The organism is Haloarcula sp. CBA1115, assembly GCF_000827835.1.
GTDB classification, from domain to species: Archaea; Halobacteriota; Halobacteria; order Halobacteriales; family Haloarculaceae; genus Haloarcula; species Haloarcula hispanica.
The window spans coordinates 99,916-117,939 of the sequence record NZ_CP010531.1 but is presented as its reverse complement, the minus strand read 5'-3'; the positions used below and the strand labels follow the sequence as shown (position 1 = coordinate 117,939).

The 18,024-nt window shown below is 53.7% G+C and carries 11 protein-coding genes; 2 read left to right on the top strand and 9 right to left on the bottom strand.

What is annotated here, in order from left to right:
• Positions 1-195: 195 nt before the first annotated feature.
• The 3 genes from SG26_RS19195 to SG26_RS19185 all read right to left on the bottom strand — a co-directional run bounded on the left by SG26_RS19195 (position 196) and on the right by SG26_RS19185 (position 6,963).
• Positions 196-1,488: a hypothetical protein gene (locus tag SG26_RS19195; RefSeq protein WP_050038543.1), complete on the bottom strand. Its 1,293-nt coding sequence runs from the start codon at positions 1,486-1,488 to the stop codon at positions 196-198.
• 28 nt (positions 1,489-1,516) lie between these two features.
• Positions 1,517-4,165 carry a DUF1156 domain-containing protein gene (locus SG26_RS19190; RefSeq protein WP_050038553.1) on the bottom strand — a complete coding sequence of 883 codons (2,649 nt, stop codon included), beginning with the start codon at positions 4,163-4,165 and terminating at the stop codon, positions 1,517-1,519.
• A 95-nt stretch (positions 4,166-4,260) separates the two neighbouring features.
• Positions 4,261-6,963 (bottom strand): protein NO VEIN domain-containing protein, encoded by a 2,703-nt coding sequence (locus SG26_RS19185; protein ID WP_228841627.1) that lies wholly within the window; start codon positions 6,961-6,963, stop codon positions 4,261-4,263.
• A 67-nt stretch (positions 6,964-7,030) separates the two neighbouring features.
• Between SG26_RS19185 and SG26_RS19180 the strand changes: the two genes are divergently transcribed.
• Positions 7,031-7,963: a hypothetical protein gene (locus SG26_RS19180; RefSeq protein ID WP_228841628.1), complete on the top strand. Its 933-nt coding sequence runs from the start codon at positions 7,031-7,033 to the stop codon at positions 7,961-7,963.
• Positions 7,964-8,017: 54 nt separating this feature from the next.
• Here the strand turns inward: SG26_RS19180 and SG26_RS19175 are convergent, their stop codons facing one another.
• Positions 8,018-9,169, bottom strand: coding sequence for a hypothetical protein (locus SG26_RS19175; RefSeq protein ID WP_228841629.1), 1,152 nt, complete (start codon positions 9,167-9,169; stop codon positions 8,018-8,020).
• A gap of 642 nt (positions 9,170-9,811) precedes the next feature.
• Between SG26_RS19175 and SG26_RS19170 the strand changes: the two genes are divergently transcribed.
• A complete protein-coding gene (locus tag SG26_RS19170) occupies positions 9,812-11,101 on the top strand; it encodes an orc1/cdc6 family replication initiation protein (RefSeq protein ID WP_079980877.1) in 1,290 nt (429 codons plus the stop codon).
• A 695-nt stretch (positions 11,102-11,796) separates the two neighbouring features.
• On the opposite strand, the gene SG26_RS19165 is transcribed toward SG26_RS19170, so the two are convergent.
• The 5 genes from SG26_RS19165 to SG26_RS19145 form a co-directional block, all read right to left on the bottom strand.
• Positions 11,797-12,183, bottom strand: a complete 387-nt coding sequence (locus SG26_RS19165; RefSeq protein ID WP_050038539.1) for a hypothetical protein — start codon at positions 12,181-12,183, stop codon at positions 11,797-11,799.
• Between the two features lie 103 nt (positions 12,184-12,286).
• A complete protein-coding gene (locus SG26_RS19160) occupies positions 12,287-13,573 on the bottom strand; it encodes an McrC family protein (RefSeq protein ID WP_050038538.1) in 1,287 nt (428 codons plus the stop codon).
• Positions 13,566-15,080 (bottom strand): McrB family protein, encoded by a 1,515-nt coding sequence (locus tag SG26_RS19155; RefSeq protein WP_079980873.1) that lies wholly within the window; start codon positions 15,078-15,080, stop codon positions 13,566-13,568. Before SG26_RS19155 ends, SG26_RS19160 begins: the two co-directional genes overlap by 8 nt.
• 3 nt (positions 15,081-15,083) lie before the next feature.
• A complete protein-coding gene (locus tag SG26_RS19150) occupies positions 15,084-16,232 on the bottom strand; it encodes a hypothetical protein (protein WP_050038536.1) in 1,149 nt (382 codons plus the stop codon).
• A gap of 197 nt (positions 16,233-16,429) precedes the next feature.
• Positions 16,430-17,989, bottom strand: a complete 1,560-nt coding sequence (locus tag SG26_RS19145) for a 26S protease regulatory subunit (protein ID WP_050038535.1) — start codon at positions 17,987-17,989, stop codon at positions 16,430-16,432.
• Between the last annotated feature and the right edge of the window lie 35 nt (positions 17,990-18,024).

Below are 18,024 nucleotides of genomic sequence, written 5' to 3'. Positions count from 1 at the left end.
GTGAGCATCCTTAGAGAGACTGGAGTCTTCAAATAGGGCTTAAGCAAATCTGTATTTTACTAAGCCCATATATTAGACATAGTAATGTGTTTTTCCACCTCAGACGGCATTTTCAGTCCTTCAGCGGGGCAGAGAAGAGTACGAAAGAGGAACTCGTAGAACAACTGTCGTGAGATATTGGGTGAACACTAGTGATCAGTAGCCCCGAAGCTCGGTGAGACGCACTTCACCATCTGGTGTGATCGTGTAAGTATCGCCCGACGATGATTCCAGATACCCGTCTTCAACCAAGCTCTCGCATCGGTCAACTGCATGAGCTCTGTTGGACCGGAAGCGCGTTGCGATCTCAGATGCGTCTTTTGGGGAGCTGGCAGAGAGGTCGTCCAGTAATTTCTCCTCACGGATGAAAAGGTCCGAATAGACCTTGTCGGCTGCAGAGAACGACTTCATGGCCAACCAAATCATCTTCGTAGAGAGGGCCTCGTCATCGACGAAATCGGTTCGAATACCATGCAGAATCTTGGAGCGAGGGGACCCACGGCCCATCAATCGCGGATAGAGGTCTCTGAATGGGTCACGGAACTCCGAGATGTGTTGGTGGCTGCCTTCTCCCTTGGCGACGACCCGGGTACCAGTAACCTCGTCATCCAGCTCCCAGATTCCTAAATCAGTCGCCGCTTCGATGATTGCGCCGTCGATTTGCGTCAGCGCAGTCGGTATCGATAGACCATATCGTCCCTCGTTGTGAGCTGAGATTGCGTCCTTGAGGAGTTTTTCGCGCTCTCCTTTGAGATACCGGCTATCGACCTGACTAAGAATAGCATCTAGCGTTTCCTCATCGTCGAGAAGTTCGGAGAGTACCGAGACAACTTGCTCCTCGCCCTTCTCTTGGTAGATCTCATAGAGTTCGTCACGGAGTCCAGCCACGAGGAAGTCGACCCACTTGAATTCGAAGTCGGACGCCTCCAGTTCGTTGACGGACTCGACAATCTCGTCGAAGTTGATATCACCTAGCGTGCTCGCGGCCTGTGCGTAGGCCTCGCGTTGAGATTCGAATAGTATCTCTGAATCTGGAGGGTCCGATGGTAGCTCTACTTCCTGAAGATTGGCTTCCTGCAGATGGACGCCAACATATTCGCGAATCCATCGTTCGATCTCGCCGCGAGAGAACCGCGATTCTTCAGCCAGCGCCTCAACGCTCTCCCCATCGAAGAACTGCGAACCGAACCGTTCCGCCCAGTGGGGGTTTTCTGGGCTATTGTAGAGGATAGTGGCATACTGCTTGAGTCGTCGTTCAGCTTCTGCTTCTTCTATATCCTGCTCAGTGACCAGTGTCTGTGTTGCTTCATCGGCGTCTCCGACGTCGCGAAAGACTCTCCCAGCGTCCCTGATTTCGGTGCACAGCTCGAAAGGCGTCTCTTGGACGATTTCGTGACGTTCACGCTTGACTTCTCGGATCTTTTCGAAGGCAGATAGCAAATCGGACATCTAAATTGCGTCCTCCCGAGCTCGGCGTTTACTCGTCGCCGTATGAGTCAGCTGGCATATTCACGCCAACCATCGTCAGGTAGGTCTCGTCACCAGTCACTTCTGCGAGGCCCTCGCAAAGGTCCCGGAGTTCGTCGTCGTCGTTCCATCGTTCAAGATATTCCTTCGGGTCTTTCCCCTGCTCGAAGCGGTAACGGAGGAAGTGCGCCTTGTCAAGGGTCGTAAGATCGCCGTTGCCCTCTTCGACTTTACTCTGGACGTAGGCCTGGCGTTTTTCATCGTCCCACTGGCAGAGGACGAATTCACCACCCTCCATACGGAATAACTGCATCTCTTTCATCTGTTCCTCGGAGGCGTCCGAGCGTTTCAGGTGCTTATTTAGGTCGTTGTAGGTGGGGTTATACTCCTCCAGGAGATCTCGGTAGATATCTTGTTCACCACGGTCATTGTCTTGGATGATGCCATATATTTCATCAACGACATCCTTGGCAGACATCACATCGCCAGCTCTGTGAACTTCTCCGTGGTGCTTGGAGTACTCCTGGAAACATTTGCCCATCTCGATCACACCTATATCCCCGCCTGTAAGTTCTCGATCCTCCTCAAGAATTTCGCGTGTTTCTCTTGCGGTGCGGACAATATGACGCCGTAATGAGTCCCATGAAATCGGCTGCCGATCCTCGGTTGGACGAGCAACGATGACAATGTCGAAGGCGACTGCTTCGCGGGCTTCGATAAACTTACTCAAGTCCGAATTGATTGGATATGTAGCCGTCACTTCGAAGCCACTGTCACATAATGAGCTGAGCAACTCTCCCCAAGATTCCTCGTCGCTGTGGTGGTACGTGAACGCGAGTGTCCCGTCTTGTTTCAGAGCCGTATTGATCGTTTCGAGCGCTTGCCGCATCTCGTCTTCGAAGTCGTCTTCAGTCTTCCCGAAATGCGGATTCGTTACGATGGATTCAGCTCGGGGAGTCTTGACCTCGTCGAAACCGTCGTACTCGTCTTCGAGCAGGATCTTCTGCCAGACATAAAAGTAGTCTGATAATTCAGAGTACATTATGTTGTCGTAGTACGGGGGATCGGTGAGTACGAGGTCGTACTCATTTTTAGCCTGAATCTCCCGCATATCCCCTCTGTGGACGCTGGCGTCATTCCCGATTGGCTGAGCAAACGCCTCGGACTCCTTTGTTTCACCCGATTCGATGTACCGGTCGGTCGGGGCATTCGCGTACTCCACTCCGTTCACTAGCTTGTCCCACGTGTTTCGGAAATTCCCTCGGCCGAACTTTGCCCCCCAGACGTTGTTCTCGACGAAGTCAGTCTGCGGGACGAACGAATTCATGCGGAACACTCCCTCCATGTTGTTACGCTGCTGGTTGTAGATCGAAAATGTTGACTGGAACATCAGAGAATCGCTGAATGCCATCAGCAGGTATTCCCGGGCGTCAGTATCTTCGACTTCACTAATGCTCTTCAACAGCGTCGCGAGACAGAGAAGCTGCCGCGGCAAGAACATATCCGTCCACTCGGTGTAGCCGTGGTCGAATAGGGGGCGACGTTCAACTGTCTCGTATCCGGGAGGGATCTCTTCGTCGGGGACCCATTCATGAAGACTATCCGATATTTCCCACACCTCTTCCGCCTTCGAAACCTTCTGTTCGTCCGCGGGATCGACCTGTTTGTACCCTTTGTGGATTTCTTTCGGCCGTCCTTCGTCGTCGCACACGCCACAGTAATACTCAATCGCGTACAGTTCTGCTTCGGGAATTCCCTGAGACTTCGCTGCCTCCGAAATAGCTTCCTTCTGCCCACAGGACTGACAGGTATAGTACCCTCTTGAAACAGGACCGTCTTTGGGTACCCAAGAGGTTCCGCAATCACACTTTGTCTCGCTTTTCCAGTCGTCGACCAGCGAGACGGACCCACAACCCGGACAGAAGACGTAGTACTTACTGCCATCCACGTATCTAGCTTTCGCGACTCGGTAGTTCTTGAACAGGGGAACGGTCTCCCCACACGAAACGCAGTCCAGTTTTCTCACCCAGAAGTTGTTGACCGCTTCAGCCTCGTGGTCACCATGCGGGCAAGGGGTTTGGTAATGGTCACGGAGTTCGGCAGCGACGTCTTTCTTCACCTGCTCGTACGCCGCCTGGAGGTTATCCGGATCAGTCTGGCCTGCTTCAAGTTCCTTCTTCGTGACGAACCAGGCGACGGGGTTGAGGTCGTACCCAACCGTCTCAGCGCCGAAACGGGATGCCTCGACAAGGGAGGTTCCGCCGCCCATGAACGGGTCAAGAACTTTCTTGTCACCGATTCGAACATCCTTGGGATAGAATTCCCAGAGCGGTTCGGGGTCCTCAATATCCGTTTCACTGATTGCGTCAATGATATCCGCCGCATCAAGGCCGTTGGTCCCAAGAGACTGGTTTTCGCCGGGTTCGTAGACCTCTATCTTATTTGCTGGCGTATTCTCGTCCAGCAACGAATAAAGAGTAATTGCACGGAAAAGACATCCCGGTCGGCGTGCCCACCACTTATGCATCGTATAAATCGGTCGATACCACGGTTTTGCTCGGCCTTCTTTTTCCGCGATTTCGTTTACCCGTTCAACCGGGAATCCGTTTTCAATAGGGAGATCAGGACGGCCTTCCTCTCGTGGTTGCTGCTCAGACATCTGATGTCCCTCCATTTTCACGAGAGACATATAAAACTGGTACTACGCTCGCCGGTCTCACGCGAAGTTGGAGTCCAGCAGAGGTGATACTGCTATCAGTAGGAGGACCTCGTCCCCAATGGTGAAGAGTGTCGTTGCCAATCGTTACTCGAGAACTCCAGTTTGAACGTTCCTGCACTACGGGCCGTCTCCGCATCTGCAAAGCGTACAATCGGATCTGTCGACAGGACCTCGGTCACCCTGTACACACGATATCGCTCTGACTCCTTTTCGAGCAGTTGCGTTTGCTTGGTATTGAGATTGAAATCCCGTTTCGACTCTGCCGTTGACTTGACTTCGATAATCTGCCCGTCGGGGTCACCAATAGAGCCGACGTCCAAATCCCGACCGATCTTCGCCTGCCTCACGTCGACGTCTTGATCCGCTTCAAGCTGCAGCTTCACGAAGAGCTCTCCCAGCGCTCCAATCGTGTGTTTTTCATCGAGCATCGAATCGACTCCAAGTTTCCGAAGGAACGATCTCCAGTCGTCTACATCGAGCTCGTCGAACGTTTCGAGGTACGCTTCACTCACGTATCGAGGACCGGTTCTAAGAGCGTCAGCTCCTGCTTCAGCGAAGATACCGCGGTTTTCGGTCACCGTGTCTGTGGTAAACCAAGGTGCAGCCTGGAGATCTTGACTCGAAGCATCTGAATCGTCTGTCACAGTCGGAGCGTAGGCTTCTCCGAGTAGAATTCCGGATGCCGAGAGCCAGGAGCCATCTTCAGATTGTAGTCGAAGGGCCAGCGGATCTTCACCGACTTCCCACTCGCCGTCAGTGAATGCTCGACAGAGAATCGCCGCTGCGAGGTGTCGATCGTTCGTCGAGAGTGATCCCCAGTTGACGGTCTGGAGCCACTCTTCGATCAATGCTCCTTCGGTCAATTCATCCACATCGTTTCCACCCAGCACCGACCGAATCTCCTCTTGCTCGGCAAGGTCACTATCTACGATATTGAGAGAGGACCGGACCTCTTGTAGCGGGTTCTCAGTTTCGAACTCACCCAGGTCAAGCTCAGCAGGCGGAAGATAGACCTGTTCCACATCATCAGTGCCCACGGCTCTTCCATCTTCAAGAGGAATACCAGTTGAGCTGAGGGTCTTTGATTGCTTCCACGAACTCTTGCTTGAGAGGCCGTTATAGATTTTCTCGAAGGTATCTTTTCGAGTGTTGTCGGTGAGTTCTTCGAGAGGAGACGTTACCTCGTGGCTCTGCAGGAAGTCATGAAGTCCCAGTGAGTTCCGTCCCTTGACCGTCCGGTAGATATCTTCGTGTTCCACGTGGATGGGGCGGGAAGCACCCGCTTCCTCAACTTGATCAGCGTCGAACGCTTCGCGAATGTGTTCGTCAACCACCTGGCAGTCGTCAAGTTTGATTCGCTGACCCGCCTGATCCCGAACCAGTTTCGAGTTCTCGACGTGCTCGTGGATTTTGTCGACGATCTCAGTCGTTACGAATGTGTCTCCCCGTCCTTCTGGAACGAATACGCCAAGGTCTGTCCACCAATCGTCGTGGCCGGCAACGACATCGAGGACATCCTTCGCACACTCGACTACGCCCTGCGCGATCTCGCGGTTCCAGGGCAGCTCTTGCTTGATCGTCTGTCGGTCAGCAGGCGTGAGGAAATCCGCATGAACGAGAAAGTCGAAGTCAGTCTCAAGTTCTTTGAGAGGAAGATAGCTGAACACGCCGGTATGCAGTGTCCCGCTTTCTGGCCGAGCGAATCCACCATCTTCGTCTACGATACAGGCGATGAACACCTCACGATAGTCCACACCCCCTCGCATATACTGCTCAGTCTTCGGATCATCCTGGATGCTATCCGGAACCTCCCAGAGATGTTTGAACAGTACCCACGTATCCGCCTCCATCGTTCCATCCGCTAACGACTCCTCAAGCTCTACAACTTCGATAGGATCGAACTGCGCGTCTGCCTCGTCTCTGATCGTTTCCTGTTTTGAACTGGGAAACCCCTGTCTTGCACTCTCAACGGACGAGGCTAATCCATCATCACGAACTTCATCTGTCCGGCTAATACGCCGTGAGCTGTCCGAGTAATCATCATCGATAGATAGCTCACGTACGTCCTTCAAGAAGAGAAAGACACGTCGGTCGATGTTCTCGCTCCGGAGTGGTTCAAAGAGTTCGTCGTCGGAAAGCAGTTGCTGTCCCCGTTCATCCAGCCTGACGACAAACCGGGTAGTATACTCGGTTCCGTCAATCTTCGTGGGAACCCCTGTCTCCTCCGTAGGCTTACAACTCCAGGGGACGACTCTCCAAGGAATCTCATCACCGTGCTCTTCCGCACGCTCTCTATCGAACGAGAAATGGAATTGACCGGAATGAACCTCGACACACTGACTGATCTCGAAGATCGATTTGAATCCCACACCGATGAAACCGATGTGATCACGGGGATGCTTCGGTGAGACGCCAGCGGCACACAGTCCAGTTACGTCGTCCTTGACGTCATCGGCATCTCCATTCTGGCCCACGAGTGCACTATCGGTGAACTCACGCCCGTTGTTGAGAATTTCTAAGCACCAGTCTCCGTCGATCTTGCGGATTTGGAAACGAACAGCACTGGCACCCTCATCGTCTGCGTTCTGGATGAATTCGAGCGGGAAATACGTCGAGGCAAAGTTCATCTGGACGACATTCGAGTGACCGTGAAGACTCGTCCTCACCAGATCAGGTGAATCAGCCAAATATTGTTCTCGTATGTTCCGGACTAATTCGTCTGGATTGCTGGCATCCATCTATTGGTGGTAAATCAGATGTTCTTAACATATAACTTCCAACGGCCACACTACGACTGGTAGTAACGTGTCTGATTCAGATATGGACCTCCCTGTTGACCCTACTCAGAACGAAGCCTCACCGCAGGAACTCATACAGGCTCTTCCGACACGAGCGGCCCGCCGGCGTGTCCTCCAGGCGGCCGAGATCTCCATCGACGTCGACGACAAGAATTTCGAGAGTTTCCTCGACGAGCTATCCGAGGTCGAACTCCGGCGAGCCGCTTCCGAGCTCAGATTCGCCGGCGAACCCACCGTCTATTACTATCGGGTCGACGGCCTGCACCGACTCTCCTCCGATGATGCCCTCGGACGAAGCAATAACGAGAGTTCCTCTGGAGCGTACGGCCCTGATGTCGAGACAGCAATCAGGGACCACGACCGTATCTACGTCGTCTGCCAGGTGCCGGAAACTGGATCACAAACACAGCTCACACTCGCCCCTGACGACCGGGAAACGACCGTCGCGACGTTCAAACCCAGGTCGCAACTTCTCGCAGTACGCGCCAGCGATACAGAGACTGCAGATGCCACAGCCAGCGCTGTGTCGAAGTACTACGAGATGGATGGAGCAGAACGAATCTCGTTTCTCGATGCCGGAATCCGAGGCCGATTCGAGGACGCGTGCGTAGATGGATATTCGACGCTCCAACTCCGGAACCTCAATTCACAGGATAACACAAGAGAAATCGAAGTTCGTTCGAAGGAGCCGGATGGAGAACGCATCTCCGACGTCCGTCACGACCCGATCGTTGAGGATCTGGTCCGCCGTGGTGACACAGAACTTGCCGCTGCGACAGGTCTCGTATCGGTACCGACTGTGGTCCGGTTCCCAGAAGATGGCGAGCCATTACATCCTCGAGTGACGGTTAGGTTCAGCGAAGGAAGCGTGACTTTCGAGCAATTCGTTCCTGAGTCCATCCTTATCGAGTTCGACAACATCGTGCGAGAGTCCTTGTGAGCCGGCGATAAATCTGGAAGTTGTCGTATGGAACGCTGTGGTGAAATCTGGAGGTCATCCCGATTCTATTTCGAAGGCTGTTTCGAGCAGGTCGGTTAATTCTCGGAGCTCAGGGACGACGGATTTATCGACCTGGACCGTGACCCGATCGGTTTCCTTGGGATGTTTCTTCCCCAGAGAGAGGACGACGTCCCCATCTGGAGAGAGCGATGCTGAAAGCCACGCCGTTACTCTGGGGGAGCCCGCAAGCCAAGCGGTGGTGAGGTCGTGCCAGGGGTGTTCACGCTCCACCTCCGATGGACGTTCTTGACCGAACGCTTTCGGCTGGAGTGTCTCTACAAAAGACCGTAATTCCGCACAATCGCTCTGTTCAAGCTGGACCGTGACTCGATGCGTATCTGCGTTCCATCCCCAGTCCTTCTTTCCGAGCTGGAAGGTGAGATTCCCTGTTGGTGAGCGAGAAATCGTCACCCACGCCCGCCCCTTCTTACGGATCCGGCGCTGTGCGACGGTTACCCACTCTCCGGACTTGTCGAATGAAGCCCAGAACTCACCAGGAATCGGGACTTCCATCGACACAGAGACCGACTTCTCCTGCCAGAGCCATCTCGTCACGTCGGGATAGCCTTCGGTTCCAGTCCTACTCGGAAGCACGTAGGGCCAGACGGTCAGCATACCGGAGAGATCCACGTCGTACTCTGTGAAGTCGGCTTCATCGAGCCATGCGACACTGTACTCCCGGTCGAGATAATGGTCCGTGACCGCCTCGATATCCTTTCCGTGATTACGATACTGAGCCTCCACAGCAATTCCCCTCCCATACGGATGACAGGGCTCGTCGAAGGTCACCAATACGTCAGCAATTCGGTCACCGACGCCCGATTCCAACTCTACTGTGGCGTCGGGGAAATCGTGTTCGAGACGAGCATAGGCTATCGACTTCATCTTTAGATGCTCATCTGACTCCCCAGGGCACTCGCCGGTCGTGGCGAGATCATCGAACGTGACCTGCCCTGATTTTGTAGAGATCTCAGACCTCTGTTCCTGCTCGTGGTGACGGAAATGCCGAGAAATGAAGGCGTTCCCCCGTTCGTGTGATTTCACTACTGCCATCGGTTGTTCGCAGACAGGGCAGGAGACGGTCTCTCCATCGTCTACTTGTGGAGGAATGACTCGAGTATCGTCGAGGAGGGCTAAGTACGGCATCAGACTCGTTTTAGGGAATAGGTTACATGGCAGACGTAAAGACAGTTTCTGCGACACACGCTGCGATTGTATCACCCGCAATCGGTCGCAGCTTACTATCTTCCAGCATCGAATGAGCCGTAGATCTATATGCAGGAGTCGACTTTTACACTTCGATGACGGGGGGTGCGGTACGTGTTGGGAAGATTTCAGTCGAGGACTGCGGGAGATGTGCGAGTTACACATCGATGACGGGGGGTGTGGCTGACAGATTATTTGGACGACAATATCAGGGCGGTATCCAAATCCAGCCGAACCGCACGCTGTTACACTTCGAACACGGGGGGAGAACCACAGCAATGTACTTCGTCACCGGTATTGAGCCGAGATAGCCCAGAATGCCGAATATGAGGAGTAGCCCAAATGACGCCGAGAGATATACATCGACGGAGGTTAATCTTTTTAATACCTCCGTCACACAGCAGAAGTATGGCCGGCAGCAATCAGGGTGGCACTGATCAATCTACGTTGGAAGATGAAGCAACGCAATCACAGACAGAGGACACGTCCGATGCCACTCAGGACAATACCGCTGCCGACAACGCGTCTCTCGGTCTCTCCGAAGACGACGCTGACGGAAGTACACAGCAGTCGATCCGGGATATGCTCAACGAGGACGGTGGCGGGTCAGTCTTCGTCAACCGTGACCTCGTCGAGCCCGACACCATCATCGACGAAGAGCGGATCGTCGGTCGCGACGACCAACTTGAGTCCGTCGTGTCGTTCCTGAAGCCGACACTGCAAGGAAACCGGCCGCCGAATATGCTTCTCTACGGTCCTGCCGGTACTGGGAAGTCACTCATCATCGGTGCCGTGACGCAGCAAATCGTCGAGCTCTGCAAATCGAAGGGTGAGAGCTTCGGTGTTGTCGACATAAATTGCCAGCCGATCAATACCCTCGATCAGGCGGTCTACGAACTCGTCCAGACGGTCGCGAAGGACGTCGGCGCAGAAGTGGGCGTGCCCGAAACTGGCGTGTCGACTAAACGCAAGTACAGACGTCTCTACGAACTCATCAACACCCACTACGACTCGGTCATCTTCATCCTCGACGAGATCGACCTCCTGGTCGGACGCCGCGCTAACGACGAACCCGCCTACTCGAAGCTGCTCTACCAGCTCTCGCGAGCGAGTAACACGAATGAGATCGAGGGTAGAGTCTCCGTCGCGGCGCTGACGAACGATCCGAAGTTCATGGAGGACATCGACGGGCGAGCCGAGAGTTCGTTCAACCCACGGGACGTGTACTTCCCGGACTACGATGCCAACCAGTTGCGCGAGATACTCCAGAATCGTCGTGACGCCTTCCGACCGGATGCGCTCTCCGATGACGTGATTCCACTCGTCGCTGCCTTCGCAGCACAAAGTCACGGGGATGCTCGGAAGGCCATCGACCTGTTCCGTGGCGCTGGCGACCTCGCCGACGAGCGTAGTGACGACAGCGTCGAGGAACATCACGTCCGCGAATCACAGGAAGAGATCGACAAGGACCGTTCGCTGAAGCTCGTCGAGGGACTCACGACGCAGAAAAAGATCTCGTTGTACGCCACTGCTGCCGTCGCGCATTACTCGAAGCGCTCTGGAAGTTCTGTTCCGAGCCCCGTCGGATTCAAAGTGTATCAGTGGGTGACGGACGAGCTCGACGCGGACCAGATGACTCGGGAGACGTACGTCAAGTACGTCAAAGAGCTTTCCACGTACGGCTTGATTTCGACGTCGAGGAAGAGTCGCGGTCGCGGTGGTGGGATGTACATGGAGTTCACCTTCACGGGTGACCCCACGGGAATCATGAAACGGATCACGGAAGACACCCGATTGGAGAGTATTGCCGAACAAGAGGAACTCCTCCGAACGGTGGTCAACGCACAGCTGAAGGATTTCCACCAGGACTGAGGCTGGCGCTTTTCGCGGAGTATGAGTGTAGATACACCCCCCGTCGTCGATGTGTAAGTTCCTGACCCCTCCCCCCGTCATCGAAGTGTAACTGATTTCGATGCAGTGACTAGTTCCACGAAACCGAGCAAGGGTGTTCGATATTAGTGAACGCAGAGTCCAGGTGCGAATAGTACAGATCACTCTTGTCAGACTCTATCGGTATAGGAAGATACCGTCCGACAAACGAGAGGGAGGAAGTCCCCGACGAATGGCCTCGAGTCCATAACGCAACCCCCTCCCCCCGTCATCGATGTGTAAATCACCGATGAAGGGCGGGTAGAAGCGATAGAGCGAACGGTCTCATTCAGGGTGAGAGGGTCTAACGCTAGTGATAGCAAGGGAAGGAGGGTGTAGAATACCGATCATTCAGAGCGATTGACCTCGCTCGGTCAGCTGGAGCATCACTCCACCTGACACTCACTCTAGGTCCATTGCAGTTCTGGTTAATCCGGAGGTGACATAAAACTTCGTCAGACTAGAGTCATAACTTCTAGAGAAGTTACTTTAGGAGTCTCACGACCTCTCGTCCGTGTCTGCGGCTGTTCCGTCCATTTTCGCATGATCTCATCTTCTCCCCCCGCCCCCTTCTCACGGTTTTACACATCGATGACGGGGGGAGAGGGTCCCGGTTTCTGGCCTCGTCGAGCTCGTTCTCACCTTGGGTTAACCGGTGCGATGTACTCGTTCTTCCACGAATCGCCCTCTCGCCACTGCCAGTAGTAGTACCGGTAACTTCTCTCTCCGGTCTGCTTCGTTGTCTTCACGGTGATGTAGGCCCCGCTAGCAGGAACATCATCGTAGTCCTTCGGATCTGTCGAGATTTCACGTTCTTCCAGGTCCTCGAGGTCCTCCTCGCCGACTTCTTCTTCAGCCCATCGACGTTCGAGTTCATCTTGGCGTTGCTGCCGTTTCCATTTCGCCAACTCGGTCGCGTACGACGCAACCTCTTCGAGCCGCTCCGACGATTGCTTCTCCAGTGGCTCGCGAAGATACTTCGGAAGATCGGGCGCTGGTGGTTTCGTTGACTCCTCTTCTCCCATAGTTACCCCACATTGAGCGATAGATATCAATCTGTGGGGTAACTCAAAGTCGCTCTCTCAGGTCCAAACGAAGAAGCTCTCCCCGGTGACGCAGGACCTGTAACTACAGTACTTCGACGAGATAATCAGATGCACTTGATTCGAGCGCGTCGACATAATCGTCGTACGAAAAAACAGGCGCATTTGTGGAGATGGTTCTCGAGCGGAGTCTGAATTCGTCTAACACCCTCGATTGTTCTGATCCTCGATCTCGATGTCCTGGGAAAACCAGCGCTCCGTCAGTCTCCATCGCAAGAATATAGGAGGTCAACTGGTACACGTCTCCAGATGAAACAGAACCTGTCTTCCATTTCGCGTCTATAACCGTAATCGGGGCTCCTTCGCGATCTCTGACGACGACATCAGGACGCATCGAGACGGCATGTGGTCCATCTACGATGTTTTGAATTGACGCTTGCCCTTCCACGACCAAATCACCGTGTTCCTTCGCTGCCGCCCGAAATGCCCGTTCTACGATCCGTTCAAAAATATTATTCATATTCACGAAGAGAGCGAGTGACCGCTGTGATCCAGCACTAACATCCTCGAAGAAATCACGTGTCAAAACAGTCCGAGTCAGGTCTACCAGAGTCTCGTAATGGTCATTCAGTCGCGACAGCTCGATTCGTTCTACTGCCTCCACTGAGACTGACGAAGGGGTTACAAACTGCCGGAGCCGCTGCTCCTGAACACGGAGACTGCTGGCGAGGTCTGTATCTCGAACCAACCGAGTGAGGACTCGAGTCGCTGTGAGTACAGCACGATTCAATTCAGAATCCGCCGTGAACTCATCGTGCTCGATCGCAAAGTCCGTTGGTGCACTTATCGATCGCCGGAGCTGTCGTTGGACATCAATTCGACCGGTGACGTGCTCTCGAACCGAGTTCGTCCTAACGTATTCCCGATGCAGTCCTCGGTCGAGAACAGTCCGTAGCTCACTGAGGAACAATACAGCGATTGCATCGAAAAAGGTCGATGCAGCACTAAACTCTGTCTCGACATCAATTGACTCGACAGGGGTATCGAAGGCATATTGCAGTGCCCAAAGTAGGTTAGTGACGGACCGTTTCGGTGTTACCTCCACCTGCGTTCCGCTTGGGAGGGTCAACACACCAACATGAGTGCCCGTAGAAAGTACCGCTAGTCCCTCGCTTGTATATGATACGGAGAGCGGTGCTGGCGTACACTCCTCCTCAAGTTGTTCTAGAAAGGCAATATCTTCTTCACCAATCTCAAATGGAATTGTTTGGTCGTGTTCCTCTAGCGAGATCGGGTCTGACGGTGGAACCGTTTCATCCTTCGATGTAGAGTCAACTACGGGTCCGAAGTGGCTGATAGCAAACTCACTCATCTTGGTTTGCCGCCTGTTGAGCGAAGGACTGGAGCCCCTCAACCAATGCGTCCATCTCTTCGTCGGTTAACGTGGCGACATCGAGCGTCGGTGATTCGAACTCTTCCTCATCAGGATTCCATGAGTGTGCATATCCGTCGATTTCATCAAATACGGATGCAGCATCATCTATGAATTCTGGAGTGAGCGAATTCTCTTCGCGACCCGAAAGCCAGTCCCATCGGAAATCGATTTCCCCGTCCTGATTGAGTTGAATCACGCCGACACCAGGATCAATGTCGTCGGTTTTGAGCTGGGCGGTTGGGAATTGATCTCCCCGGCCAGTATCAACCCATCCAAGGTCCTCACCGATGTCCAACAGCCGTTCGACCCGTTCTGCGGCTTCCGAATTCAAATTGCTTCGTATACGCTCTCGAAATGCTTCCTGTGTCTTCTCGCCGGCAGCCCAGGAATCCTGAGCCTCGACCGATGTACCGTCTCCGTCGGAAACGACTACCTCTGATGTATCAATAAGCGGGATCGGGTCGCTGATTCGCGCAATCTGGCATAGCGCGATATACAACGACTCGGCATCGAATGACCGAATCTGTTCTGTCTTCCAATCGATGAGGCGTTCGCCGGTTTCGGTGAGAAGGTCGTTCTGAAGCCGGTCGAATTGGCCGAAATAGTACTCCTCCAGTTGCGGAAGGATATCGTACCGCCATGCGTCGACGACGTCTATTGCTGAATCATGTCCAAGCAAGTAGGTGTGACCGAGCTGCTTGCCTTTCCCAAGCTCAGGTGCATGCAGAATCCGCTTATTCAGCTCCGATATCGCCTCTACACTTGCGCCCAACAATTGTTCTCTGCGAGAGCCTGCAGCGCCTGGCTGCGTCACTGCAACGGTCGGTGAGTTCGCCTCCATGTTGTATTCCTGCCAGACCACATTGAGATCCGGAGGGAAATCCACGAACCGGAAGCGCCGGCGAAGTGCTGTATCCACCAGCGCAATCGACTGATCGGCTGTGTTCATGGTTCCAATCACGTATAAATTAGGCGGCAGCGAGAACTGTTTACCAGAGTGAGCCAATGAAACCTCAAAGCTCCCGCGTTTGTCTGCCTCAAGTAACGTGATGACCTCTCCGAACACTTGGGCGAGATTCCCGCGATTGATCTCGTCGATGATGAGAACATACGGGGGTGCGGATCCAGACTCACTAAATCCGTCCGAGGCCGAGGCGGACTCCTGTGCTTGGTCGTACGCTTTTTGAGCCCGTTCCGCAACACGCTTCAACACCCCGTCTTCGATCTGGTACTGGACGTCGCCTCCTTCTGTGGCCTCAGCAGTCAGCCCCTCAATGAAGTCTTCATACGAGAACGAGGGATGGAACGTTACGGACGCAACCTGCTCATCGCGCGGCTTCCCGTCGCTCTGGTTGAACACCCACCAATCGGCAAAACGCTTCGCCTCGAACGTCTTACCCGTTCCCGGTGGTCCATAGAACACGACCTGCTTTGCAGACTCCAACTGTCACGTTACCGTCTCAACCACGTCTTCTGGCGGCCGTTCTGGTGGGTCAACACTCTGAATCTCATTCAACCGATAGTACTCCGGCAGCACTTCGTCGAATTTGTCGATCAAGAGATCCAGCGTCAGCGCGTCGGTTTCGGTGATGGTCTCAATATCGACTCGGTCTTGCCATCCATCTTCACGTAGTTCGTCTCCAACGTACAACCCGTACCGCACACCGTCCCACTGAATCCCCATGAACAACTGGTACGCGTTGCCCTTGCTCCCACGGATTTCGGGATAGATCGCAAACCAGGCGTCGTCACTAAGGATATTTCGAGGGGCGAGGAAATCGACGACGTGAGCCGTACTTTCGTCAATTCCCACCTCCTCAATCAGAGCGCTCGTAATATCGTCTAAATATGCACTGACACGCGGGCGGAAATAGTCGAAGTACAGTTGACCGAGAACGCTGAATGAATCGAACGCCCGCATGATGTCAGTGTCATACTTTGTATTCTCTTCATCCACGAACGTCTGCAGATCTTCTTCTGACAACGAACCCTGTTGCCGGATCCTTTCCAGTGCGCTGAACCGGATCTGATTGACTTTGATATCACCCTCGTACTGAGCGTGCTTCGTCTCCAGGTATTCTCCAGGAAGGCGATGGATTGCTGGTATTAGTCCGACCTCGTCAGGATTGTCGATATCTGAATCAGCAGAGCTTTCGAGCTGCTCTGAGCCAGAAAACAGCGTCTGGTCGTACTCATGCAACTGCTTTGAAAACCGCCACAACCAGCGTAAGAAGAACGTTCCAAGTGGCTTCGGTACAGGTTGTTGTGTGATTCGGTGGAGAAACCCCTCAAATTTCTCTTGATCAATATCTCTGCTGTACTGCTCTTCGAGATTTCTGGCTAACCGCTTGGTAAATTCGTTGTAGAGCTCTCTCTTTTCATCGCCGGACAAGGACTCCAACGTCTCTTCTGGTTGTGCCATTAATGACTCTTCACGGGCAGGCCACCAGTCAGCAAAATACCGGATCAGCGCTTCGAGCGCTGCCTCATCGTACCCCTTGTTGGACGAACGCGCCGCAGGTGGAACCGCTAGATACGCATCCTTCAGTGCCTGCGTATCGAACACGAACCCCTGAATTTTGAGAAAGCTCGGCATCTACGGATGAGATGATACCCTACTCAAATATCAGTTTCGCTACTCATGATCTCCCGAACAGGGTCTCGTTGGCTAGAATATCTCTTCAGGGAATGAGGGCATATTCGCTCTCACAAGAGTTACCCCACGAATCAGAACTTGTTTGGTTTTGTGGGGTAACTAACCGCAATGGAATCTCTGTTTTCCTCGACTAAATCTCACTGGAACCCGACGGCAGAATCGTCGTCTGATGCAGAATCGGTCCAGTCGACATCGCCAGAACCGACTTGTGGAGTTCGGTTAGTGGAGGATGACCTACTGGTCACATCGAGGTCCTCGACGCTTGGGAAGTCTCTTAGAGAAACCCTGTCAGCATCTCGCGTCGCCGCATTCCGCTTCGCTTTCGTGACTACTTCTTCGATATCTGCACCACTGAGACCGCGACTCCGCCTTGCGAGATCTGCAAAACTATCACCCGAGAGTTCGTGTGGAACCCCCTGCAGTTTCGACTGGATAATCGCATGACGACTCTCCTCTTCGGGAAGACCAATCTCGATATGCGTGGCTAATCGTCCTGGTCGAAGAATCGCTGGATCGATGTCTTCTGGGCGATTCGTTGCTCCGACAACGATGGCCGTTCGATCGTCTGCAGTGAGGTGGACCAGAAGTTCGCTCGTAATCTTCCGGTCTTCAGCGTGAGCTCCGCCGGCGCCGACATCGCGACCGCCGAGGAGATGTTCGGCCTCGTCGAGGAAGATCACACATGGGCCAAGCGACTCAGCTTCTTCGAACAACTGGCGAACTCGTTGCGGACCCTCGTTGATCCATTTACTCGTGATGTCAGCAGGACCTAACTCGACGAACGGGACAGCGAGTTCTCCTGCTAGCGCTCGAGCAAACAGAGTCTTCCCAGTTCCTGGTGGTCCGTGGAGGAGAATCCCTCGTGATGGCTCGATTCCGAAACGGTCGAAGCGTTCGTCACCTTGGGTCGCTGCATGAATTGGTTGTAGAACCTCGTCTGTGAGCCGCTGCTTGACTTCGTAGTAGCCCCCAACGTCGTTGAAGCCAATCTCTGAGTTCATCCAGGCGTACTCGAATTCGTCGGTAGCTGCTTTCGCTGGTGCCCTGGAGGTCTGGGAGTGACGTTGAGTCTTGTCTGAGCTGGTAACATTCGACGAGTCCGGCCCATCCCGAGCTGTCTCACCCTCTCGCTGGATCTGTCTGAACTTGTCGTAATCGACGTTCGGCGTTACATGACGGCCAGTAGCGTAGTGGTACCCGTTTTCTCCTCGGGGATTGTAGTACATCGCCGAGACGATAGAGGCAGAAACAACCAATACGAGAGCCGCCTGTATCCGAACGTCAGCTGGAACGACTGCCGAGAAGAATCCAAACTGGGGAACTGGAAGAGAAGAAGCAGCCAACGACACAGCCTCTGCAGAAAGCAACAGGACGACGAATATCTCATACACGAGTGCGAATGGGAAGAGTCCGATGACACCTACTGATTTGAATAGGGGAAGGCCGAATCCACCTGCGACATAGACAATCAGGATCCCGAGCCCGAGAGCCACTATAGCATTCGGTGGCAGATCGAGCCAAGGGGCCACTATCCACATGTGGATAAGCGCCAACGCAGACCAGGCGAAAATAAAGAATAGCCTGTATATGCTCCGCTTCTTGTGATCTCGCTCCATGACTCGGTAGGTCACGTACTCGATAGTGGCGAATATACCGAGGAAGATGATTACGGAGAGTACGGTGTTGAGGAGTTTCATCGGCTCACGAGGGGTCCCTCTGTAAACTGAGTACG